15 protein-coding genes are annotated in these 23,778 nt (G+C 63.1%); 7 read left to right on the forward strand and 8 right to left on the reverse strand.

The genetic code is table 11. The annotated features are described in order from the left end of the window. Positions 1-14: 14 nt before the first annotated feature. From GJ700_RS18735 to GJ700_RS18770, 8 genes are all read right to left on the reverse strand, one after another. The gene (locus tag GJ700_RS18735) at positions 15-3,992 is read right to left on the reverse strand and encodes an NAD(P)-binding protein (protein ID WP_154376622.1); all 3,978 of its coding nucleotides are present in this window, start codon (positions 3,990-3,992) and stop codon (positions 15-17) included. Between the two features lie 11 nt (positions 3,993-4,003). After that, entirely contained in the window at positions 4,004-5,764 is a 1,761-nt protein-coding gene (locus GJ700_RS18740; RefSeq protein WP_154376624.1) for a glycoside hydrolase family 2 protein, read from the reverse strand. Between the two features lie 132 nt (positions 5,765-5,896). Next, positions 5,897-8,305 carry a catalase gene (locus GJ700_RS18745; RefSeq protein ID WP_154376626.1) on the reverse strand — a complete coding sequence of 803 codons (2,409 nt, stop codon included), beginning with the start codon at positions 8,303-8,305 and terminating at the stop codon, positions 5,897-5,899. Between the two features lie 288 nt (positions 8,306-8,593). Then, the gene (locus GJ700_RS18750; RefSeq protein ID WP_154376628.1) at positions 8,594-9,589 is read right to left on the reverse strand and encodes an ornithine cyclodeaminase family protein; all 996 of its coding nucleotides are present in this window, start codon (positions 9,587-9,589) and stop codon (positions 8,594-8,596) included. 113 nt (positions 9,590-9,702) lie between these two features. Further along, positions 9,703-10,596 (reverse strand): LysR family transcriptional regulator, encoded by an 894-nt coding sequence (locus tag GJ700_RS18755; protein ID WP_195763937.1) that lies wholly within the window; start codon positions 10,594-10,596, stop codon positions 9,703-9,705. Between the two features lie 15 nt (positions 10,597-10,611). Further along, entirely contained in the window at positions 10,612-12,063 is a 1,452-nt protein-coding gene (locus GJ700_RS18760) for an NAD-dependent succinate-semialdehyde dehydrogenase (protein ID WP_154376630.1), read from the reverse strand. A gap of 22 nt (positions 12,064-12,085) precedes the next feature. Then, entirely contained in the window at positions 12,086-13,105 is a 1,020-nt protein-coding gene (locus GJ700_RS18765) for a dihydrodipicolinate synthase family protein (protein WP_154376631.1), read from the reverse strand. Positions 13,106-13,200: 95 nt separating this feature from the next. Then, complete coding sequence (locus GJ700_RS18770; RefSeq protein WP_154376633.1) at positions 13,201-13,683, reverse strand: cupin domain-containing protein; 483 nt, start codon at positions 13,681-13,683, stop codon at positions 13,201-13,203. Positions 13,684-13,870: 187 nt separating this feature from the next. Here GJ700_RS18770 and GJ700_RS18775 point away from each other — a divergent pair, with 187 nt between their 5' ends. From GJ700_RS18775 to GJ700_RS35015, 7 genes are all read left to right on the forward strand, one after another. Continuing rightward, complete coding sequence (locus tag GJ700_RS18775; RefSeq protein ID WP_154376635.1) at positions 13,871-14,833, forward strand: NAD-dependent epimerase/dehydratase family protein; 963 nt, start codon at positions 13,871-13,873, stop codon at positions 14,831-14,833. Between the two features lie 86 nt (positions 14,834-14,919). Beyond that, on the forward strand, positions 14,920-15,300 hold the full coding sequence (locus tag GJ700_RS18780; RefSeq protein WP_195763938.1) for a hypothetical protein: 381 nt from the start codon (positions 14,920-14,922) through the stop codon (positions 15,298-15,300). A 303-nt stretch (positions 15,301-15,603) separates the two neighbouring features. Further along, positions 15,604-17,256 carry a TnsB C-terminal domain-containing protein gene (locus GJ700_RS18785; RefSeq protein ID WP_154376637.1) on the forward strand — a complete coding sequence of 551 codons (1,653 nt, stop codon included), beginning with the start codon at positions 15,604-15,606 and terminating at the stop codon, positions 17,254-17,256. Between the two features lie 80 nt (positions 17,257-17,336). Further along, on the forward strand, positions 17,337-17,540 hold the full coding sequence (locus tag GJ700_RS35010; RefSeq protein WP_195763939.1) for a hypothetical protein: 204 nt from the start codon (positions 17,337-17,339) through the stop codon (positions 17,538-17,540). A gap of 318 nt (positions 17,541-17,858) precedes the next feature. After that, the gene (gene bufA1 / locus GJ700_RS18795; RefSeq protein ID WP_154376639.1) at positions 17,859-18,182 is read left to right on the forward strand and encodes a BufA1 family periplasmic bufferin-type metallophore; all 324 of its coding nucleotides are present in this window, start codon (positions 17,859-17,861) and stop codon (positions 18,180-18,182) included. Then, positions 18,179-22,384, forward strand: a complete 4,206-nt coding sequence (locus GJ700_RS18800) for an RHS repeat-associated core domain-containing protein (protein ID WP_154376641.1) — start codon at positions 18,179-18,181, stop codon at positions 22,382-22,384. The genes bufA1 and GJ700_RS18800 overlap by 4 nt, the downstream gene beginning before the upstream one ends. A gap of 650 nt (positions 22,385-23,034) precedes the next feature. Next, on the forward strand, positions 23,035-23,586 hold the full coding sequence (locus GJ700_RS35015; RefSeq protein ID WP_195763940.1) for a hypothetical protein: 552 nt from the start codon (positions 23,035-23,037) through the stop codon (positions 23,584-23,586). The last annotated feature ends 192 nt before the right edge of the window (positions 23,587-23,778 follow it).

Below are 23,778 nucleotides of genomic sequence, written 5' to 3' on the forward strand. Positions count from 1 at the left end.
GGCGGCGCCTTTCCTCAGAGATCATCCCGCCGTGCGGCGTTGACGCCGACCGTGCCGGCCACGCCGACCGCGCCCGACGCGGCAAACGCGGCGGCGGACAGCGCCACGGCTTCGCCGCCATGGCCTCCGTCACCGGCGCCCTGCCTGCCGCGGTCGCGCCGCTGCAATTCCTGTACGGTCTCCGCCGCTTTTTTGCCGGCCAGGAAGGCGTGGTCCGAGTTGTAGTACTCCCACTCGCTGTAGCGGCCCGCCAGGATAATGTCGTGCCGGGCCAGCCACTCGCGCACGGTCTTCACGTTCTGCGCACGGGCATGGTCATACACCACGTAGGCATAAGGCATGTCGACCAGGCTGGTCGTCAGTACCGTGTCTTCCGGTGTCATCATGCCGACCTTGATGCAGTCGGCAATGCAGCGCCGCACCAGTTCCTCGCCATCGATGGGAAGCGGCTTCCACGGCGAATACGAGATTTCACACGTGATGCCGAAGCCGCCGGGGGCGTTGCATTCCGGACTGGCGTTGCCCTGCACGAAGATGCGGTGGAATATCGTGTCTTCCGGATAGTAGATCCAGTGCTTGTCGGTGACGTTTTCACGGCCGATGCCGATATTCACGCAGCGGATCGAGATATGGCGCAGCCCCTGCGCCGCGGCACGGACATGGGCCGGCGCCTGGGCGCCGATCAGCTTCACCAGCTCCGGCAGCGGCATGGTGCTGATCAACTGGTCATACTGGAAGCGGCGGCCGTCGCGCAGCGCCACGGTTTTCTCGGCGGGCAGCACTTGCGCCACGTCCGCATCCAGCTCGATCCGGCCCTTGATATGCGGCAGGAACCCGTTCATCAGCGCCTGGAAACCTCCCCGGCGCGGATAACCGAAGCGCGCATTCGGTCCCATCGGGCGTGGCACGGGCTGCAGCGCGCCGTCGATGATTTCTCCCAGGTCCGGCAGCGGCACCCGGCCGCCCAGCCACGACGTTTCCATCTCGCTCAGCGGCACGGTCCACAGCTTGCGGTTGTAGGGAATCGCAAAGTGCCTGGCAATCCCCGCCCCCCACACCTTGTAGATGAATTCCTCGAAATTCCGTGGCCCGGGCTGCACCGCGCTGTGCGAAGCATTGGCGGTATCCGTGGTGCCGTCGGCACAGCAATCCTCGACGTCCGGCAACGCGCAGCCGGCAGGCTTGGCGGCCTCCGCATTCCCATAGCGCGCCTCGATGGCGCCGACGATGCATTCCTTGATCACATCCGGAGGCAAGCCATACAACGCTCCCTGGAACGGATAGCGCGTAAACACCTGCTTGCTGTACACCCAGGCTTCGCGCATCTGCCAGTGCTGGTTATCGCCCAGCAGCACGTCGTACAGTTTCAATACATACGGATCGTTGGAAAACATGATGTGGCCCGCGTGATCGAACGTGAAGCCGTTGTCCTGGATCGAGCGGCACCAGCCGCCGACAGTCGCATTGCGCTCCAGCAGCACGGTGTCGGCGCCCAGGTGGTAGGCGGCGGACAGGCCGGTCGGCCCGCCGCCGATGATCACGGCCGATCCCCGGTGTGTGCCAGCCGCCGGACGGCGCAGTGTATTCACGCTGGCGGCGCCCTGGGCGCCGTGGGCCTGCACCCGCGTATCGGAACCGTCAACCGGCGCATGCACATCGGCGGCGGCGCGCTCGCCCGGCGGCGCCCGCGTGCCGCGCCGTCCAGGCGGCGTGGTGTCCATCAGGTGGCGCATCCGGTCCACCGTGCTTTCCCACGAGGTGCCGGCAACGACATCGCGCATGCGCGCGGCCATCGTCGCGGTCTGTTCCGGCGTTTGCGCCAGCGCGGCTTCGCAATGGGCCAGGAATTCCTCCGGCGTATGGCCGATCGCCACGATATCGCCGTAGGGTTGCTCGACGTCACGGATGGCCGTGCTGACCACCGGCAATTGCGCCGCCATGTATTCCAGGACCTTGGTCGGACTGATGAAGCGGGTCGCCTCGTTCAGCGCGAACGGCATCAGGCACACGTCCCATCCGGCCAGGAACTGCGGCAGCGCCTTGTACGACTGCTGCCCCAGGTAATGGATATTGCGGCGCTGCGGCAACGATGCGGGGTCGATTTTCACGATCGGGCCGACCAGGACCAGTTCCCAGTCCGCGTGCGCATCGGCCAGGAACGCCACCAGTTGCGCATCGAGGCGTTCGTCGATGACGCCATAGAAACCCAGGCGCGGGCGGCCGATATGGTCGTGCAGCGGATGGCCGTTACTGCGGTCCAGCGCCTGCTCGAAATGCACCGCGTCGACACTGCTGGGGAAGCAATGCGCGTTGGAATGGCGGCTGCGCTTGGCTTCATACAGGCTGGGGCCGCCGGTAAACACGAGGTCGGCGATATTGAGCAGCGCGCCCTCGCGCTGTAACAACTGTTTCGGCGGATTGCTGAATGCCGCCAGTTCGTCCATGCAGTCGTACACCACCAGGCCCGCATGCAACGGCGCCAGCAGCGGCAGCGCCATCGGCGTATAGAACCAGACGATGGGTTCCTCGCCGGGCGTCGCCAACTGATCCATCATGGGCAGCAGCAGTGCAATCTGGTCGTCGTGAAACCCGGGCGCGTGGATCGGCGTGTGCGGCTGGCAGACCGTGAGGTTCGGCGCCGGCTGCGACATCTTCAGTTCCGCCGGGCCCTCGGCGTAGACCGGTTCTTCGACAAACAGCACCTTGTAATGCTGCGCCAGCCGGCTCAGCAACTGCTGCGGCCGCTGGTAGACGAAGTTCCAGCGCAGATGGCAGAACACGATGACGGTTTGCATGATTCTCTCCCTTGTGTCCCCTTGCGGGACGTTGTAGTGGCACAGCTGCGCGGTAAGGCGCTGTGCCTGTTTCAGGGCCGTGGCATAGGGCGCCACGGTGACCCTGTCGAGTGATACGTTGGGCGGCCCCTGAATCCCGCATTCGAGGTCCCACAGGCCGCTGCGGTGCCAATGCGCGGGGTTGTCCCAGTCCGGCCGGTCGACGACGGGATACAGACAGATGCCACGGAAGTCCACGCCACGTTCGATCGACATCGCGGCCTGCTCGGCGCATTCGCGTATCCACACGCCACGGCCGCTGCCGACATGGCTGGTTTCAGCCAGCAGCAATGGGCGCTGATAGCGCTGCCACAGTTCTTCCATGATCTGGTGCAACGGTTCGCGGCGCGGATGGTCGAGGTGCCACCACAGCCTGTCGTTGGTGCCGCTTTCCCACTGGTTGGAGTGGTAATAATTGCAGCCGATGATGTCCAGGTATTTCGGCGCGCCGCCCAGCTCCGGCGCGCGGGCGCCGCACAGCATGTCCCAGGCGTCGAACTGCGATGCGCGCCAGCCGGCGGCCTGCCCGGCCCATTCCGGATGGTCCAGCGGCGCCACCACGTGGATCACGGGATCGCACTGCAGGATGCGCGCGCCGGGTGCGACTTCCCGGATGGCATCGCAGCCGGCGATGGTGGCGCGCACCAGCTGGCGCTTGCCTTCCTCGCCCGGGTCCGGGTGATCCATGTTTTTGTGGCGGAACATGTGCACGGACAAACCCCAGCACATGAATGAAATCTCGTTGATGGGCGAATAGACCGGGGTGTCCCCGACGTAAGGCGCCAGGAATTCCGCCGCGGCGCGGCAGTAGCGGGCAAAGCGCGTAATGAATTCCGGCGCGTACAGGTCGATATCGTCCGGCAGGCCATAGTGGCAGAACGTCCAGCACACCTGCAAGCCCAGTTCCTGCGCGGCCCTGGCCCGGTCTTCGATGACGGAAAAGTCGAACACGCCGTTGCGCTCCACCAGGCGCCAGCCGATGGATTCACGCACGGTGCGGATGCCGAACTCCGCCAGCCTCTCATAGTCTTCGCGGGCCCGTTCCAGATGCCCCGTCACCAGGTTCATATCCTGCGGGCGGCCGGCATGGTTGACATGGTCCGCCCCTTCATAGCCGGCCTGCCAGAACGATGCAAACGGCGGTGCTTCGAACGTCATCGGTAACCCCTTCACAGCGGAACGTTACGGGTGGCGGCGCTGATCTGCTCCAGCGGGATCTTCGGCGACCGGTCCGCATTCAGCAGGCCATTGGTTTCCTGGAAGGTATCGGCGAACTGCGTGTAGCAAAAGCCGCTGAACATGGACGCTTCATTGACCACCTTCAGCAGCGCGCGGTAATGGTCATGGAACGCGGCCGCCGTGTTGGCGCGCGAATAGCCCCATGTGTGGTGTTCCGGCTGGCGCGGGTCGAACGCGATGCCGCCGAATTCCGTCAGCACGATGGGCTGGCCGCGATGCGGAAAGCCATCGAGCGTCAGGATGCGGCCGCCGGGACGGCGCTGGTCGAACAGCGTGCGCACCGGATCGGTGACTTCATAGCGTGCGCGGATTTTCTCCGGATCGGCGTCGTAGTCGTGGATGCCGAGGATATCGGTGGCCGACGCTTCCCAGCCATCGTTTCCAATCACGGGCCGGGTGGCATCCAGCATGCGCGTGGTGTGGTACAGCGCCTCCACCGCGTTGCGGTGGGCCTGCATCGACGTCAGGTTCGGCACGCCCCACGATTCATTGAACGGCACCCACACGATCAGGCACGGGTGGCTGTAGTCGCGTTCGATGGCCTCGGTCCACTCCTTCAGCAGCCGCGTCATCGAGCGGGCGCTGAACGCGTAGGCGGACGGCATTTCCTCCCATACCAGCAAGCCCAGCTGGTCGGCCCAGTACAGGTAGCGGGGATCTTCGATCTTCTGGTGCTTGCGCACACCGTTGAACCCCATGGCCTTCGCCAGTTCCACGTCGCGCCGCAATGCCGCGTCGGAAGGCGCGGTCAGGTGAGATTCTTCCCAGTAGCCCTGGTCCAGCACCAGCCGCAAGTGGTAGGGCCGCCCATTCAGCATGAACCGGTCGCGGCTGATGGCGACCGAGCGCATCGCCGTGTACGAGCGTACCGTGTCCAGTACCTCGCCATTGCAGCGCAGGATCAGTTCCGCCGCCAGCAGCGTCGGCCGCTCGGGGCTCCACAGCAATTCATTGCGCGAATCGTCGATGCCGGGATCGGACAGCGCGATCTTGCGGTTGGCCTCCATGCCGACCAGCAGGTATTCATCATCGGCCAGCAGCTTTTCGCCATGCCACAGCTTGACCTCCACCGCCAGGCGGTCGCGCACGTCGCCGCCGGCCAGCACTTCGCATCCGATCTCAAAACCGTCGAAGATCGGCGTCCAGCGCAGCGATTTGATGTAAGTGGCAGGCAGTTGCTCGACCCACGCGGTTTGCCAGATGCCCGTGGTGCGGGGATACCAGATCGAGTGCGGGTGCAGCAGCCAGTCCTGCTTGCCGCGCGGTTTGGCCAGGTCGCCGGGTTCATCCTCCGCCTGGACCACGATGGCCTGCATGTCGCCATCCACCAGCGCATTCGTGATGTCGATGGCGAACGGCGTATGGCCCCCCTCATGTTCACCCACCAGTACCCCGTTCAGCCATACGCGGGCGCGGTAATCAATGGCGCCGAAGTGCAGCATGGTGCGCTCGCCGCGCCCTTCCATGGCAAAGCGCAGCTGATACCAGCACACCGTGTGGTAGCCCTGGTCGCCAATGCCGCTGGCCCCTGCCTCCGGCGCAAACGGCACGACGATCGTGTGGGTCCATGCAATGTTGTCGGAGGGCTGGCGGTAGCGGCGCTCATCGTCAAAAGCAAAATCCCACGTGCCGTTCAGCGACTGCCACGCGCTGCGCACCAGCTGTGGCCGCGGGTATTCAAACTGGCTCATCGTTTGTCCCTTTCCGCATTTCGTATGCGACGTGGGTGGGGATGCTAGTCCCGATAACGCTTGGACCCCGTTTCGATACGAGGCGGCAAACTTGCAAATGCATCGCTCAACCGGTGTGGACCAAAGCAGCCTCTACAGCAAAGGCGGGTCGGTTTCCCTTGCAAACGGCCGGTGTCCGCTCAGCGCCGCGGCAAATGCATCGAAAGCGCCCGCGCTGTCGGCCGCCGGGGCAATAATCAATCCCGGGTCGGCGCTGCCGTCCGGCAGCGTCGGCGGCAGGTTCGCCTGCGCCAGCAATTCCGCGCCGCTGCCCCATGCGAAGATCGGCTTGCAGTGGCGGTACTGGTCGCGCAGGAACTCGACGGTCTGGCCGGTAAGCGCCAGGCGGCCCTGGTCCGCGCCGTCCGGCACGATCACAGCGTCGTACAGCACGGATGGTCCCGCCTCCAGCGATATCTCGACATCGACGCGGCCGCCGCCCGCCGCCTTGCGCGCGCCCAGCTGGACCCCGACGATGCGCGGCACCGCACCGGCGCCGCGCAGCGCCGCATAGACGGCGTCGATGCCGGCCGCATCGACACCGTCACCCGCCAGGATCGCGACCCGGCGCGTGGCAATGCCGGTGGCGCCAGGGCGGGCCAACAGCGACAGCGCCGGCGACACCGGATAGACCGGTTGCGGCAAGGTGCTGGCCAGCGGCGCCGGCGGCGGCAGATCCATGCCCAGGCCGTCCGCGACACTGGCCGCCAGCATGGGATCGACATGGATCAGGTTGCCGATCACGCGCGCACGCACAGCCGGCGTCTGCACCTTGGTCAGCTCGAAGCGGAACGCATTGGCAATGTGGGCCTGCTCCACCGGGCTCTGGCTTTCGAAGAACATGCGCGCCTGGGCATAGTGTTCCGCGAACTTTTCGGGCTTGCCGCGCACCTTGTCTTCGCTGATGGGTTCGGGGAAGGAGTTGAAACCCATCTGCCCCGCCTGGAACGGACAGCCGCCCGCCAGCGAGTTCGGTTCGTAATTCACGCGTCCCCGGTGGATCGCCTGCCGGTGCATGCCGTCGCGCTGGTTGTTGTGTACCTGGGCGACCGGCGCGTTGATGGGGATTTCATGGAAGTTCGGCCCGCCCAGGCGGGAAATCTGGGTATCGACGTAGGAATGGATGCGCCCCTGCAGCAGCGGGTCATTGGTAAAGTCGATGCCGGGCACGACGTGGGCGGTGCAGAACGCCACCTGCTCGGTCTCGGCAAAGAAATTGTCGGGGTTGCGGTTCAGCGTCATGCGCCCCACCGCGCGTACCGGCACCAGTTCCTCCGGAACCAGCTTGGTGGGATCGAGCACGTCGAACTCGAACTGGTCCGCCTGTTCTTCCGTGAAGATCTGCAGTCCCAGCTCCCATTGCGGATAGGCGCCGGCTTCGATCGCTTCCCACAGGTCGCGCCGGTGATAATCCGGATCGGCGCCCATCAGCTTGGCCGCCTCGTCCCATACCAGCGAGTGGGTGCCGGCCACCGGATTCCAGTGGAACTTGCAGAACACCGACTCGCCCGCAGCGTTGACCAGGCGGAAGGTATGGACGCCAAAGCCCTGCATCATGCGGTAGCTGCGCGGGATCGCGCGGTCCGACATTTGCCACAGCAGCATATGGGTCGATTCCGGCATCAGCGACACGAAATCCCAGAAGTTGTCATGCGCACTGGACGCCTGCGGCATTGCATGGTGCGGCTCGGGCTTGACGGCATGCGCCAGGTCGGGAAATTTCATCGCATCCTGGATGAAGAACACGGGAATGTTATTGCCCACCAGGTCCCAGTTGCCTTCATCCGTATAAAACTTGACGGCAAAACCGCGCACATCGCGCGCCGTGTCGGACGAACCGCGCTCGCCGGCCACGGTGGAGAAGCGCACGAACACCGGCGTGATCTTGCCGGCTTCGGTGAATGGCGCGGCGCGGGTAACGGCCTGCAGGTCCTCGTACGCTTCGAAAAAGCCGTGGGCCGCCGATCCACGTGCGTGCACCACGCGTTCCGGGATGCGTTCGTGGTCGAAGTGGGTGATCTTTTCGCGCAGGATAAAGTCTTCCAGCGTGGTCGGCCCGCGCAGGCCCACCTTGAGCGAGTGTTGGTTGTCCGCCACCGGCACGCCCTGGTTCGTGGTCAATACCTGGCCGCCGCTGTCCACCCGCGCGCCGTCGAGCGGCTTAATCAGGCGGTTGACGCCGGCGGCGGGTTCGCTGCCCAGCTTTTCGGAACTGTTCTGCTCGGCGGCGGTGCTGGCGGTAGCGACCGGATCGCCGGGGCTGGCGGTGCTGCCCTGGTGCGGCTGGCGCGCGGCGTCGCCATATTCCAGCGGCTTGTCCGCATTGAATGGCATCTGCGCCGCCAGTTGCTGGTTGCCTGCCACTTTGCGCAGCAGGGTATCTTCCAGTTCCCCGGGTCCACCCAGGTCGGACGGCGGCGGTGCGCTGGACGGACCGGATATCGTGCTCAGTACCGAACCGGCGCCGGCGATATCGCCAGTTGGTTTCTTGCTTTTGGCCATGTGAATTACCTCAATATTTTTTGTGAAGGCGACAGTGCTCGCCGGCGCCTGTGCACAGCACATGGCCGGGAACCGTCGGATCAAGGGGGAGTACTAGTGCGCCGCCACTGAAACAACAATGGATAGGATTGCAGGCACCATAGTGGCCGCATCGCTGCGTCCGCAGTGTGCGGCAACACACGCCGGGCACAAGAAAGTGAAAACAATATGCGCGCCACGCCCGGCGGGCTGGTCTGGCGCGAAGCGAAGGTCAAGACGACTGGCTGCGGATCGACGGCCTAGGTTCCGCTACTTGCGCACCGGCTCGATGGTTGCCTGCAGTATCGTTCCCACACCGGCTGTCCGCGCCCGCCTGAGCAGCATTTCAGCTGTCACCACATCCTGCAGCGCGGACCCCACCGATTTGTACAGCACGATGTCGCCGGGCGCGCGCCGCACCGGAGAACGTTGCGCGATCACATCGGCCAGCGCATGCAATTTGCCGCCAAAGCCGACACCCTCGGCAGTTGCCGCCAGCATGTCGCCCGTGTCGTGCGCCACTTCGTCGGCCATGTCGGCCACGATCAAGGCGGCCCGGCGGATCACGTCCACATCCACTTCGCGCTGTTCCGGCAACGTCGAACCAATCGACACCACCGTCATGCCGGGCTGCAGCCACGCGCCCAGCAACACCGGCGATTCATCGCGCGAACGGGCCGCGCAGAGGACCACGTCGGCGCTGTCGAGCGCCTGTTGCGGCGTCTCCGCCGCCACGATGGCGATACCGTACCGTTGCCTGAATTCGTCGGCGTAGCGCTGGCGACTGGCCGACGTCGGACTGTAGACCGCTGCCGAGGCGATCGGACGCACCGCCTGCAGCGCCAGCAATTGCGAGCGCGCTTCGAATCCGGCGCCGATCACCGCCACCCGCAGCGGCCCCGCCGGCGCCAGCGCGTCGACCGCCATTGCAGCCGTGGCAGCGGTGCGGATGGCGGTGATCTGGTTGCCGTCGATCAGGGCCGCCAGTGCCATCGTTTCCTGGTCGAACAGCGACACCAGGTAACTGGCGCAGCGGGCGCGCGGCGACGCGGCAATCAGCTTGCTGCCCATGTGGCCGCCGTTCGGCGATATCGCGCTCAGCCCGCGCAGCCAGACGCCGTCGCCCCGGGCCATGGAACGGGGCGGCACCATGTGGGCGCCGATGGGGGCGGCATACGCCGCGCGCAGGGCTGCGACGGCGTCGGTCCAGCTGTGCAGGCTGCCGACATCGCGGTCGCTCAGGAACAAGGTTGGGATGGTGGCCATGGGTTGAACTCCTCTCTGGTTGACGATCCATCTACCTTAGACATCAACACCACGGCGAGGAAGCGCGCCACCGGCAAAGCAGCTATGGCGATTGCGGATACCGGCCCGGCTGGTCAGCGGGAAAACAGCGCGGCGACCAAGCGCGCCACGCTGCGCGTGGCCAGCGTGTGCGGGCGGTGCGGCGTCGCGCCCAGCACGATGTGCCGGGTCAGTTCCGGCTGGACGATGCGGGCGGCGCCCAGCCGGGCGTCGCCGGTACCGGTATCCCCCAGCGACGCCACGATGGCATAACCGGCGCCGGCGGCGGCCAGTTCCTGCTGCAGCGCGATGGTGTCAGCCTCCATCGCCACCACCAGGCGCACGCCGCGCTCGCGCGCCAGCGCATCGAGCCGCTTGCGCAGCACATGCGGCTCGGCAGGCAGGATCAAGGGCAGCCCGTCCAGCGCGGCAAACGGCACCTGCCCCGCCACCAGCAGGGGATCGCCGGCCGGGCCGGTCAAGTCCAGCGCCATGCTGCGCAGGCAGGTGACATCCGCGCCGGCCGACGGCCCTTCACGCAACAGCAGCGCCAGGTCCAGCCGCCCGCTGGCCAGCCATTCCTCCAGCTGTGCGCTGGAACCTTCGGCCAGGCGCAGCCGGACCCGGGGATATTGTTCCCGCATGGCGCGGAACAGGCGCCCGGCAAAGCGCGGCACGGAAGAAGGCAACAGCCCGACATGCACGTCGCCGATCGGAATGCGATTGGTGGTGACGATCTCGTCGGCCAGCCGGTCGGCGTCGGCCAGCATCGGCCCGATGCGCGCGTGGATGAGTTCACCGAACTCGGTCAAGACCACGCCGCGCCCGGTACGGCGGAACAGCTTGCCGCCGCAGAGCGTTTCCAGCTGGGCGATCTGGCGGCTGATGACCGATTGCGGGCTGTTCAAGACGTCGGCGGCGCGCGTCAGGCTACCCAGCTGGGCAACGCTGGCAAACAGCCGCCAGCGCGGATCGAGTATCGGCAGCATATCGCTTCCCGCACCTTACCAGGCCACGCAGATGTATTTCGATTCCAGGTATTCCAGCAAGCCGTCATGCCCGCCTTCCCGCCCGACACCACTCTGCTTCCAGCCGCCGAACGGCGCCGCCGGATCGGACACCACGCCCCGGTTGATGCCCACCATGCCCGCCTCGATGCGCTCCGACACGGCCAGCGCTTTGGCCAGATCCCGCGTGTGCACGAACGCCACCAGCCCATATTCCGTGTCATTGGCCAGCGCCACCGCCTCGTCCACGGTATCGAAGACACAGACGGGCGCCACCGGGCCGAAGATTTCCTCGCGCAGGATGCGGGCATCCGGCGCCACGCCCGCCAGCAGGGTCGGCTCGTAGAAATAGCCCCGCCCTGCACGCGCGCGGCCGCCCGTCAGCACGGTGGCGCCCTGCGCCACCGCTTCATCGACCAGTTGCGCCACCTTGTCCAGCGCGGCGCCGTTGATCAATGGGCCCAACTGCACGCCGTCGTCCAGCCCCGGTCCCACATTCACCGCGGCCATGGCGGCGGCGAAACGGCGGGAAAATTCTTCCGCCACCGGCCGCTCCACATAAAAACGGTTGGCCGCCGTGCACGATTCGCCGCCGTTGCGCAGCTTGGCCACCATGGCGGCCGCCACCGCGGCATCCAGGTCGGCGTCGGCAAACACGATGAATGGCGCATTGCCGCCGAGTTCCATCGAACACTTGACCACATTGCCGGCCGCCTGCGCCAGCAGCACGCGGCCGATACCGGTCGACCCGGTGAACGACAGCTTGCGCACCCGGGGATCGTGCAACATGGCGCCAACCACCTGGCCGGACTGGCGCGACGGCACCACGTTAACGACACCGGCCGGCACGCCGGCCTCCTCGAACAGGGCGGCCATGGCCAGCGCCGTCAGCGGCGTTTCCGACGCGGGCTTCAGCACCACCGTGCAGCCGGCGGCCAGCGCCGGCCCGATCTTGCGGGTGACCATCGCGGCGGGAAAATTCCACGGCGTGACGAACACCGCCACGCCGATCGGCTGGCGCACCACCAGGATGCGGTTGGCGCCGCCGGGCGCCGTCGATACTTCGCCAACGATGCGCACCGCTTCTTCCGCATACCAGCGCAGGAATTCAGCAGCGTACGCGACTTCACCGCGCGCCTCCGCCAGCGCCTTGCCGCTCTCCAGCACGATCAGGCGGGCAAACGATTCGGCGCGCGCCACCAGCAATGCAAACGCCTGGCGCAAGATGTCGCTGCGCCGGCGCGGCGGGGTGGCGGCCCAGGCCTTGCCTGCCGCGTCGGCGGCCGCGACGGCGGCCAGGGCGTCGTCCACCGATGCACTGGCCACGTCGGCCAGCACGTCGCCGGTGGCCGGGTCGGTCACGCTGAAGGTGGCGCCGTCGGACGCGTCGCACCACTGCCCGTCGATATACAAGCCCTTCGGTGTTTCGATGATTTCCTGGTATGACATGGTGGTTCCTCGGTGACGGTATTCAGGCGGGATGGCGGCCAACCAGGAACTGGCTGTCCGGGTCGGACGTCGGCGTGACGCCGGAAGCGGCGAGGCCCTGGCGCAGGGTTTTCATCAGTCGGTCCGGCACGCGCATGGCGGGCGCGCGCAGCGGCCCGCCATTGAAGCCGGCCAGCCAGTCCTGGTATTTCCACATGGTGCGGTTCAGGACACCGGCGCCGCCCGCGTAGGTTTGCGCGGCGGCCCCGTTGGCGTTGCGCGCCGGCGCGAATTGCCAGAACAGTTGCATCGCCTCGTCCCAGCGGCCGTTGCGAGCCAGCTCGAACGCGCGCGGATAGTAGTTCCCCATCCACTGCGTATTGCTGGTGCCGGAAAATTGCAAGTCCATCAGGCTCATCATGGGAATCGCATCGCCTTCGATCGGGCAACTGATGACAACGTCGTCGCGGAAGTGGCGCCACATTTCGCACAGGCCGGCCACCAGCGGAAAGCCCTGCTCGGACTTGATGGCCACGATATTGGGGCAATCGTCCAGCAGCTTGCGCACGAATTCCACCCGCATGCCGGCCGGGTGCACGCGTTCGAAGCCCCACAGCGGAATCGGGAACAGCATCACCGCCAGGTTGGTCGCGTCGCAAAACGCCTTCGTGTAGTCGTAGATTTCCTGTTCCGTGGTCGGCCAGAATTGCGGCGGGTATGACAGCAGGACGATATCGGCGCCCGCCCGTTCCGCCAGTTGCACCGCTTCGATGTTTTCCTGCAACGTGCCGAACGCGGCATGGAAAAACAAGCCCATGCGCCCGCCCGCCGTCTCGCGCGCCCACGCCGTGAATTGCGCGTTTTCTTCCGGCGTGATCGCCACTTCCGCGCACAGCAGCGTGTAGCGGTAACCGTACTCGATCGTCAGTCCGATGTCGTGCCGGATACCCTGTTCATTGAGGCGCTTGAGGTCCGCCGTATAGCTTGGAATGGTGACGCTGCTGCAGCCCACCAGGTGTTCGCGCGCCCATGCGCGCGCTTCATGCCTGCTGTAATTCGCCATGCTGATTCCCTTTAAACGTTGAGGTGTGTGCGAATCATGGTAATCAGCAAGGGCGCGGCAAGGAACGGCGTGGCGGGGAAAGCAGCTATGCTGTTTTAGTCATAATTCTGTTCGAGCGCCACGCCGCCGGCCTGCACCGGTTTCGCATCGACCAGCACGAACGCCATGCGGCAAGGCCGGTCGCTGGTGTTGTGCCACAGGTGGTTGGTGCCACGCTGCACCACCACGTCGCCCGCCTTCAGCCGGGTCGCCGATCCGCCGTCGAGTTCCATCGTCAACTCCCCTTCCAGCACGATGCCGTAATCGATCGAGCGGGTGCGGTGCATCGGCGACTTGCAGCCAGGCGCGAAGTCGACAATGCGCAGCACCGTGCCGCCTGGACAGGTCAATCCCGTGGCGCGCAGGGCGCCATCGAAATCATCGTTGTTGTCGGCGGGCGACGTGGCGGTGGTCCAGACCTTGATGAACGACGCGATGCCGCCGTCGACCCATTGGCCGGCCAGCTCGTTGTCGCTGTGGACGATCGCGTTGCTTGCCGCATCGTGTCCGGTGACGATGCGCCTGATGGTGGTGTGCATGATTTCTCCATGATGAAAGGTGGGATAGATGGCGCCAGCGTAAGGCAGCGCCGCCCCCACGGGAAATCGATTCTTCCAATCCGGCGCATCGGCTTTTCCGATACATCGCATCGGCAGACACGACTGGCGGCTTGGCGCGGGGCGGGCTTACCATGGCCCGCGACCCAACCATCGAAGGAGATTCATCATGCATATCGTTGTTACCGGCGCCAATGGCTTTGTCGGCAAGGGGCTGGTCCGCCGCCTGCTCGCGCGCGGCCATCTGACGCCCGGCCAGCCATTGACCACGCTGACACTGGCCGATACCGTGTTCGACACGCCGGCCCCGGGCGATGGCGACCCGCGCGTGCGCCTGGTGCAGGGCAGCATCGGCGACCCTGAAGTGTTGCGCGAAGCGTTCCGCATCCCCGCCGACTGCGTGTTCCACCTGGCCAGCATCCCGGGCGGCATGGCCGAGGCGAATTATGAACTGGGCTTGCGCATCAACCTGCACGCCACGCTGGACATGCTGGAATTGCTGCGCCTGCAGTCCCAACCTGCGCGCTTTGTCTTCAGCGGCAGCATTGCCGTGTATGGCGCGCCGCTGCCTGACGTGGTGGACGACGCCACGCCCATGCGCCCCACGCTCAGCTATGGCGCGCACAAGCTGATCGATGAAATCCTCATCAAGGATTACAGCCGGCGCGGCTGGATCGATGGCCGCATCCTGCGCCTGCCCGGCATCGTGGCCCGTCCGCCGGCGCCGTCCGGCCTGCTGTCGGCTTACATGAGCGATATCTTCTGGCGCCTGGCGCAGGGGCAGCCGTTCGTCTGCCCCGTTTCGGCGGAAGCGGTGTCGTGGTGGATGTCGGCGCCCTGCTGCGTCGACAACTTGCTGCATGCGGCCGCGCTGGACCCGGAACAGGTGGCGGCGCGCCGCGATTTCACGTTGCCCGTGTTGCGCCTGACCATGGCGCAACTGGTCGACGGCCTGGCGCGGGAATATGGGCAAGACCGGCGCGCACTGGTGTCGTACCAGCCCGACGCCGCGCTGCAAGCCGCATTTGGCAGCTACCCGCCGCTCGACGCGGCGGCCGCCGAGGCGGCCGGCTTCCGGCATGATGGCGGCGTGGCGGAGTTGATCCGCAACGCGCTGTCGCCATCGCACTGACACGCTGATGTGACCTGGCGGCCGGCGGGCCGCCATCTGTCAACTGAAGCAACTTTGAGTTTTGGGCGTCCAAGCTCAAGCGCCGGGTGACGCTGTCTCACCCGTTCCAAGTCAGGCTTTGGACGCTGCTTGAAAGCAGTTCCCGGGTGCTGAGCTATTGCGAGCGTCCGGCGTACTGGCGCCACGCCGATAGTCGGCAGCTGGCCGACTTTTGGGTCAAGGTCGGGCCGCGCGAAATATGCTGGATCGTCATGGCCGAGCCGCAGCCGGCCAGGGCCGGCGTTCTGAGTGGTGACGGCGATATCGTCGTGCGGTATGTTCACAGCCAAAGTCTGGCCTCGCACGGTATTTGGATCGACAACTGGATGCGCATCTTGCCCTATCTCTGCTCCAATGAGCGCTTTGTCAGCCCAAGGGTGCTGGCCGATGTCGAGCGGGCAAATCGAACGCGACTTTCAGCCGCATGACACGGTGCTGGTCCCCACCGCTGTATTCATGCTGCTGCACAAAGGGCGAATCAAGGCCGGGGCCTTGCGCGATCAGCCGCTGGGGCCTGCGATTGTATTGAGGAGGACGGCCACATGACTACCCGCCGCAGCGACGGCGCGACGGATCGCGCCGACCCCACGTTGTGGCCGACCGTGGCCTGCGCCCGAGCTCACCGACGCGCAACAAAAATCTTCCGGACCCGTGAAGAAGCCACGCTGCGGTAGTGCCGGCGCGAGACGCTGCGCTCCATCGAGGCTGCCACCGGGGTACCGTTCAGCGCCATGCGGCGACTGTATGAACGCTGCCTGCAACCCCATGCCGACGGGCGTTTGCAGGGTTTGCGCGCATTGATTCCATACAAACGCGTCAAGTTGTACCGGCGCTCGGCCAAGGTGGCTCGAGCGGGTGGTGTCGGCAAGGCTGGCGCATTTCAGCAACTGCTGGACCGTCATCCCGAGCTGGAAGCCTTGATCGTCACTGAACTGCGGGCGCACCATGTTGTGTTGAAGGAGGGCTCCCAGGGCCTGGTTGTTGGTGGACTGAGCGCATTGCACAAACGCTTTCGGCAACGCTGTCTTGAACTTGGACTGACCGAGCGAGACTATCCGTTGGTTCAGGCCGAGCAAGGTATCCGCAGCCTGGCGGTGGCGGTCAAATCCATCGCCGCGCGCTCATTCGAACAGGCGGCACGCGCCGCGCTTGCGCAGAAACGATCCGGCGGCGTACGGCCGGACGCCGCTGGGCTGCCATTGGTGGCGGCGATTCCGTTCGACGCCGTCGTCGAGGAATCGTTCGAAATCGAACGCGTGTGGCTGCTCACCATCATCGACATCTGCAGCCGGGCGGTGTTGGGTTGCCACATCGTGCTCGATCCGGAATACAGCCGCTTCGACGTGCTCAAGACGGTCGAGCGTGCCCTGGTTCCGTGGCGCCCTCCCGCGTTGACCATTCCAGGTCTGCCCTATACCACGGGCGCAGGCATGCCGTCCGAACGCCTTCCGGAACTTGGTTATGCCGTCTGGAATTGGTTCCGCTTCGACAACGCCAAGGCCAATCTGGCGGCGGATACCTTGCGGGTGCTCACCGAAATTGTCGGCTGCGGCGCCCATGCCGGCCCGGCCTATCGTCCCAACGAGCGGCCCCATATTGAATGCTTTTTCGGCACACTGGCATCGGTCCTCTCGCACCGGTTGCCTGGCACCACCGGCGCTGGCGCCAGCGATCCCCGGCGACGCATCGCGGAACTGACGGCCACTTCGGCGGCCGTGGTGCGACTCGATGAGTTGATGGAACTGACCGCGGTGGCGATCGCCAACTACAATGCCGCGTCGCATACCGGCTTGGGCGGTCGTTCACCGCTGGAAATGCTGGGCTATTACGTCCGCGAAAAACAGATTGCGCTACGCTGGCTGGCCGAGCCCATGCAGCGTAACCTGTGCCTGCTCCAGCACGAGCATGAAGGACACGTGCGAGGCAGTGTCGCCGAGGGCGTGCGGCCCTATATTCACTTCTTCGGCACGAACTACATCAGCCACAGCCTGGCCGGGCGGGCGGACTTGATCGGCAAGCCGGTGCGGCTTTACTTCGACGCCGAGGATATTCGCGCGCTGCGCGTGTTCGACACGGCCGGACGGGAACTGTGTGTGGTGGAGGTCCAGGCGGCTTGGCGCTATACCGCCCATACCCTGCGCATGCGCAGGGAAATCCTAGCCCTGGTGCGTGCGCGCAAGTTGCGCATCCAGCACAATGAGGATCCGGTGCAGTGCTATCTCGACTTCCTGCGCGACGGCGCGGCCAGCCGACGTCGTTCCGCCAGCAAAGCGGAGCTGGCGCGCCGTGCGATGAAGGACGCCACACCAGCGCCCACGGCGCCGCCCGGCCCGGCCGGAAATACGCCGGCCGAGCATGCCGAAGTCCCCCCAGGTCCCTGCTGAGAAAAGCACAATATCCCAAGGTCCGGTCAAGGGAAAGCGGCCCACCATCGGCGCCGGCCAGGTATTCTCGCGTTAGCCATATGACCAAGGAAAAATCAAACGCGGCGAACGATGGGAAGGCGATCGCGCGCCCCATCGCAATCGACCGCCACCCCTTGAACAACCGCACCTACCGCGTCGCCACGACGGCCATCGAGGACTGCTGGGAGCTGGTGTCCAGGTGCCTGCACTACCGGATTCCCGGTGCACTGATCTATGGCGAGACCCGCTTCCGGTTAATTTGATTAAGCGTATTGGTGAATATTGTAATATTAATAATTTAGTTGCCGCGTATACTCCGACGCATCTCGGCGCCCGTTATACGTGCTGCCCGGAGCTCTGTGGTAGAACGCCGACGTTGCGGTAACCGATAACGATTTTTCTTCGTCATTGCGCAAATCCGTTTCGGGTCGCGCCATCTGTTTTGCCGCCTGACTCCCGGGAGTTCGTATATCGCGCTCTTCGGTCCCTCCGTTTCCATCATCGATGAAAAATAATCGACGGGTTTGTTGCCCGTGGCCGACTTATGTCGTGGTGATCCGGTTCCATGAAAAGGAAGTCTCGTGTTCAAAAAAATAGTGTATGTAACAGGATTTTTATTCCTGGCTCAAATCACGCATGCAATCGCCTCCGATGAGGTGCAGGCGGCGCCCCCCCAGACGTTGCGTGACCTCTTCGCCGCGACCCCGCAAGTGGAATGGGAAAAATGTTTTGCCCTGCCCGACGCCAAGCCAAAGGAGTGCGCCGCCGATCCGGATACGGATGAGTGCAAGGCGGCCGAGCAGAAGCCCAAGGATGGGACGGAATTCAAGTATGTGCGTCGAGGAACCTGCATCAAGCAGGGCGGAAAGTCGATGATGGCTCAACGGCATGAACCGCAGAAGTGACCGATGACCTGAGTGTCCATCAAATCCGTCCGCCATTTAATCCGCAGGCCCGATGCGACCTTGTGATGGTCCCATCGATGCGAAATCCGATCAGGGATATGAAAAAAATAATGAAACGCCGTCCGTGCGTGCGCGCCGCCGCAATCGCCGTTGTTTTAATTTGCTCGAACCTTACTGCGTCCGCTGACGAGGTCAGTTTGAACCCATTAACCCCCCAAAAAGTTGAGGTAACGGGAGAGCGACCAAAGAAGGACGCAGGATCGGACAGCGATGCGCTGTTGGCGTATGCGATTCAGATTGCCCCAGGCTGGGCCACCAACAACTCGCAGTATGTTTACAGCGTACCGCAATACAATAGCTCCCTGGAACCGCCGTCTTGTCCGGTCGCGGGGCAACAGACTGTTCCGAGCACCAATCCGAGCACGACGCGTCCAGTGGTCATTGCTACCGGCGAAAAGTTCAAGCTCGAACGGGATTTCGTGGCGGGGACATCGTCCGGGCTGTCGATGGAGCGCACCTATCGAAGCAAGTCCAAAGGGGGCAAGATGTTCGGGCCCAATTGGGTAGCGGGGATCGAGTACCCGGACCTGATATTGGGTACCAACTCGATCACAGCCACCGATCAGATGGGGGCGCAGTACGTCCTGAACAAGCAAGCACCGCCGCCCGGCGGCTTCCCTGGGGGAATTAGTGTCTATTCCGGTTCGTACGGCGACATAGTCGCGTACCCGAACTCGGGTGGTTACATCCTCACCAAGGGTGACTACAAGTATTATTATGATTCAAACGGCCTGATTAACAGACTTGCCACAGCAAACGGCACTGTACTACTCAATTTCGGCGGGAATGTGATCGTCAATGGCGCCGGGCAAGCCATGCAGCTCACCTGGTCGAACGGCCGGGTGACGCAGATAACCGATCCTAATGGACGGGTCTGGCAATACGCCTACAACGCCAACAAGATGCTCGTGAAGGTCACCGCCCCGGTGGACCCGGCGAGTGGCGCACCCGCCGATTACCGGGAGTATTTTTATGAGGACGCCGACCCGACACTGCTCACCGGCATTGCAATCAATGGGGTACGCTACAGTACCTACCGGTATGATGCCAACAAGCGGGTCATCGACAGCGCCCTGGCCGGCCGCAATGAATTCGAAACCTTCGTCTATGGTACGAATTACACGGACGTTACCGATGCCCGTGGCCAAACGACGCGCTACACCTACAACGACTTCAACGGCTCCAAGCGCCTCGCATCGCAATCGCGCAGCCAGACCGCCAACTGCCCGGCGGCGGCGTCGCAGATTTTCTATAACGCATCGGGAGACGTCGACTATTCCCTCGATTGGGAAGGCAACAAGACGCAGTTCCAATTCGGCTACAACAAAGCGCTGGTCAGCGTCACGACGGCGGCCGGCACGGCCAACGCGCTGACGACTTACAACACCTGGAATGGCGTCTTACTCGCCTCGACGGACTATCGTGACGCCAACGGCGCCATTTACCGGCGCATCGACTACACCTATAAAGATTCGGGACTGGAGTATGGCCTCTTCGACACCGTGACCGACGCGGACCCGGCCAACTCGACGCAGAGGAAGATCGGCTATACCCGGACGTTTTATCCCGACGGGTCGCCCGCGACGCTCACCACGACGTATTACCTGTCGAGCGGTAACGAGACGGAGAAGGTCACCTATGACGCGTTCGGCAACGTGACGAGCCGCACCAACCGGCTGGGACAGTCGGTGACGTACAGTGGCCACGACAGGCTGGGCTATCCGGCGCAGATGGTGGACGAGAACGGCATCACCCACCTCTACGTGTACAACCCGAACACGACGCTGAAGTCGGTGACCGACAAGTTGCCGACCGGCGACCGGATCACGACCTACAGCTATGACGGCGACCGCCGGCTGAAGGACATCGTCTATGCCAATGGCACGGCCACGCGATATCGCTATGATGCGAGCGGACGGCTAATGCAGGTCGGCGACGCCCAGAACCGCTTCCAGACGATCTCCTATACGGCGTCGACCGGCACCACGGGCACGACGTCCGCCCGGTTCACGCCAGGTCTGAGCGGCAGCACGCCGACGGCGGTGGCCGCCACGGCTTTCACCTCGACGTCGAAAGCCGACACGCTCGGCCGCACCTATACGGTCACGGGCAACAACGGCCAGAGCACCAATCTGCGCTACGACCGGAACGGCAATCTGAAATCGATCAGCGATGCCAACGGCAACTCGACCACGTTCGAATACGACGCCCAGAAGCGCCAGACCAAGGTGACGGTGCTGCCGGAGGGCAGCGTGACGCAGCGGCATTTCAATGCGGCCGGCAATCTCGACTGGGTGCGCGACGCCCGCGGCCTGCAGACGAACTACGCGTACAACGGCTACGGCGAGGTGACCAGTGTGACCAGCCCGGACACCGGCGTGACCACGTACACCTATGACGACATTGGCCGCCTGTCCACGGAGTCGCGCGCGAACGGCGTGGCGATCACCTATACCTGGGACGCGCAGGGCCGGATCAAGACCCGCGCCAGCGGCGGCGTCACGGAGACCTTCAACTATGACGAAGGAACATACGGCAAGGGGCGTCTGACCAGCATCGCCGACGCCAGCGGCTCGACCAGCTACACCTATACCGCCGCGGGAGAACTCGCGACGCAAAGCACGGTGATCGGCGCGCAAACTTACGCGACCAGCTGGACCTATGACGCGGTCGGGCGGACGCAGACCATGACGTACCCGTCGGGCTTCAAGCTGACCTATGCGTATGATGCCTATGGCCAGTTGAGCAATATAACCAGTAGCCTGGCCACCTGGCCCACGATTGCCGACGGCTTCCTGTACCAGCCGGTGTCGGGCGCGCGTTACGCCTGGCGCTTCGGCAACAACAAGGCGCGCCTGCTGACCCAGGACACGGATGGCCGCCTGACCAAGATCGACAGCCAGAGCGTGCACCAGCTCACGCTGGGTTACGATCCCGCCGACCGTCTTAAAACCCGCACCGACGGCGTGGACGCGAGCAAATCCGACACGTTCGGCTACGACAGCGCCAGCCGCGTGACGTCGGCCTCGCGCACGCCAAGCGGCAGCGAGAGCTTCAGCTGGGACCTGGTGGGCAACCGCAGTTCGCACACCGGGCCCCTCGGCAGCTTCAACTACACCAGCGACACGGCCAGCAACCGTTTGACCTACTGGGCCAGCACCACCGGCGACCGCTACCGTAATTTCGCCTATGACAGCGTGGGCAACCTGTCCTCGGAACAGCGCAAGAACGGCGCCGTGCTGTCGACCGTCGGCTATGATTACGACGTGTTCGGCCGGCTGAGCGCGTTCAAGCAGAACGGCGCCACCGTTGGCGGCTACAAGTACAACGCGTTCAACTTGCGCGCCGAGAAAACCACGGCGGCCGGCACGGTGCAGTATGTGTACAGCCTCACCGGCAAATTACTGGCCGAGACGGGCGCTGCGGCCACAGAGTATGTCTGGCTGGGCGGGGAACTGCTGGGCATTGTGCGCGGCGGGCAGTTCTATGCCAGCCACAACGACCAGGTTGGGCGTCCGGAAGCGCTGACCAACAGCGCCGGTGCGGTGGTGTGGCGGGCCAACAATACCGCGTTCGACCGCACCGTCACGGTGAATACCGTGCCGCTGAATATCGGTTTCCCGGGGCAGTATATCGATGCGGAATCGGGGCTGTGGTATAACTGGAACCGGTATTATGATGCGTCGCTGGGAAGGTATATCCAATCTGACCCAATTGGACTCGACGGTGGGATGAATACCTATGCATACGTAAGTGGAAATCCTATTACACGAATTGATAGATTCGGTTTGGAAGAAGCATCAACAATCGCATGTAACGGGAGTGGTGGTTATATGATCATAAATAATGATCACGGAGTGAGTCGACCATGCACTGAAATTCATGAGCAATCCCATATTAATGACTGGAAAAGGCGATATGGGGACGATTCTTGCAAAGGGAAGCCTAAAGGTTTCATTCCTACCGATTCAGTTAACGGTGATAATTATCGAGATTTCTTACGCGACTCCGAGTGCAGGGCATATGCAGCGGAAAAAACGTGCGACCAAAAATGCAATGACGGTGGAAAAGCCATGACACAGCAAAGGCAAGGGACAGCGAAGAACTATTGCGAAACCTACGATTCTTGGAAAAAGCCTTGAATTTAAATTGGCAATGTTTTCAGTGTGGGGCAAGGAAGCTGTCTGTTCCGAATTTAAAGGGCGGGGAAATTGAAATGAGATTTCAACTAGTGTGTCTCTTAGTATTTTCTATGATTTCTTTCAGCTATGCGGAGCCGGCCATAAGTGAGTGTCGCGTCAATACGCTTGCTGCAGCAGAAAAGATATCGCTCATTGCATTCAAGAAGTATACGCAGAGAAAGATTAAAAACATTAAATTTAGATTGATCGAGGAAAATTCAAGTGAGTTTGTTTTTTCTTTTGAGAATATTGATGTAATTCCTCGCCCAGGGTCTGATTACTACGTTGTCGTTAAGAAGTCGACAGGGGAAGTGGAGATTAGTATGGGAAAATAGTGGTTCAAAAAGACGGTGTATCGTAACTGTGACGTGCCAAAGCACTGATGCAGTGAGCTTGTGTCGAAGATAACGGAGAGCAGTTAAAACTGGAGGCAGCCAGTCGGGCAGATTCGCAAGTTGGGACCAATTTAAAGCTATGCGAAATAAGCTCTGCAAATGTGGGCGATAATGTTACGTTTATCCATTAGCCCAAGAGGCTGGGTAATGGTTTTCGTTATATCTGTCACCGTATACTCAGTTCGCGTCCACGCAGCTGTCGTTGAGGAACAACCCATGCCCCAAGTACCAATAACGTGCCTGCTTATTGACAAGGCTTCTATTGTTATTAAGCGTTTTGAGGAACCACCATATGGACAGGCCAATGTGGGACACCAGATCGGTGTGGGTGCGAGAAATGTATTGTCCATTCGAGCGTGGGAGGACTTAGGCGAGTCAGACACGTCGCAGTTATGGAAAGCAACTCTAGAATTCGCACCTATAACTGCTGATATGCCTTTAGGTAGCGTTAAGCACGTTCCTGTGTTGCGCAGCTACTTCACGTATGGGGGACTGTTCTGGCTGAATGGAGGAGGTTACGTTTGGGGAGAAAATACTATTCGTCAAGTTGATTTAATCAGAACGAAAACAGGGCTCGAAGCGGTGATCAATGGTCCCATTACTGCCACTGCAGCGCTCAGCAGAGCCACTACACGTACGACAGGCGTATGGCGGTGTAATGTAATACGGCGAAAGGTTACTCAACTTGACCTATGGGAGGGCAAGCCGGGAACGAAATTTGAGTCTTTTCACCCAGCTAAAACGCTACGACCGGTTGACCACCTGTAATTATGCCGATGGGAATCCGTTGTCCAGCATCGATCCATGAGGCTGTTCCAATACCCAGATAAAGCTCACTCATCTCGCACATTTTCAGTTAATTGTTGCGCGCCTCGCTTGCGGCGGACAATTTACCAGTCGCCGCATCGTAAGGTTTTGAAAATAGACGCGGGAATTTCCCGCTTTGGCGTCGTCGCTTTT

The organism is Pseudoduganella rivuli, assembly GCF_009674485.1.
Taxonomy (GTDB): Bacteria; Pseudomonadota; Gammaproteobacteria; order Burkholderiales; family Burkholderiaceae_D; genus Rugamonas; species Rugamonas rivuli_B.

Coding starts and splice junctions, on each gene's coding strand:
- GJ700_RS18735 (WP_154376622.1), bottom strand. CDS start 3,992: ATGACGTTCGAAGCACCGCCGTTTGCATCGTTCTGGCAGGCCGGCTAT.
- GJ700_RS18740 (WP_154376624.1), bottom strand. CDS start 5,764: ATGAGCCAGTTTGAATACCCGCGGCCACAGCTGGTGCGCAGCGCGTGG.
- GJ700_RS18745 (WP_154376626.1), bottom strand. CDS start 8,305: ATGGCCAAAAGCAAGAAACCAACTGGCGATATCGCCGGCGCCGGTTCG.
- GJ700_RS18750 (WP_154376628.1), bottom strand. CDS start 9,589: ATGGCCACCATCCCAACCTTGTTCCTGAGCGACCGCGATGTCGGCAGC.
- GJ700_RS18755 (WP_195763937.1), bottom strand. CDS start 10,596: ATGCTGCCGATACTCGATCCGCGCTGGCGGCTGTTTGCCAGCGTTGCC.
- GJ700_RS18760 (WP_154376630.1), bottom strand. CDS start 12,063: ATGTCATACCAGGAAATCATCGAAACACCGAAGGGCTTGTATATCGAC.
- GJ700_RS18765 (WP_154376631.1), bottom strand. CDS start 13,105: ATGGCGAATTACAGCAGGCATGAAGCGCGCGCATGGGCGCGCGAACAC.
- GJ700_RS18770 (WP_154376633.1), bottom strand. CDS start 13,683: ATGCACACCACCATCAGGCGCATCGTCACCGGACACGATGCGGCAAGC.
- GJ700_RS18775 (WP_154376635.1), top strand. CDS start 13,871: ATGCATATCGTTGTTACCGGCGCCAATGGCTTTGTCGGCAAGGGGCTG.
- GJ700_RS18785 (WP_154376637.1), top strand. CDS start 15,604: ATGCGGCGACTGTATGAACGCTGCCTGCAACCCCATGCCGACGGGCGT.
- GJ700_RS35010 (WP_195763939.1), top strand. CDS start 17,337: ATGACCAAGGAAAAATCAAACGCGGCGAACGATGGGAAGGCGATCGCG.
- GJ700_RS35015 (WP_195763940.1), top strand. CDS start 23,035: ATGCCCCAAGTACCAATAACGTGCCTGCTTATTGACAAGGCTTCTATT.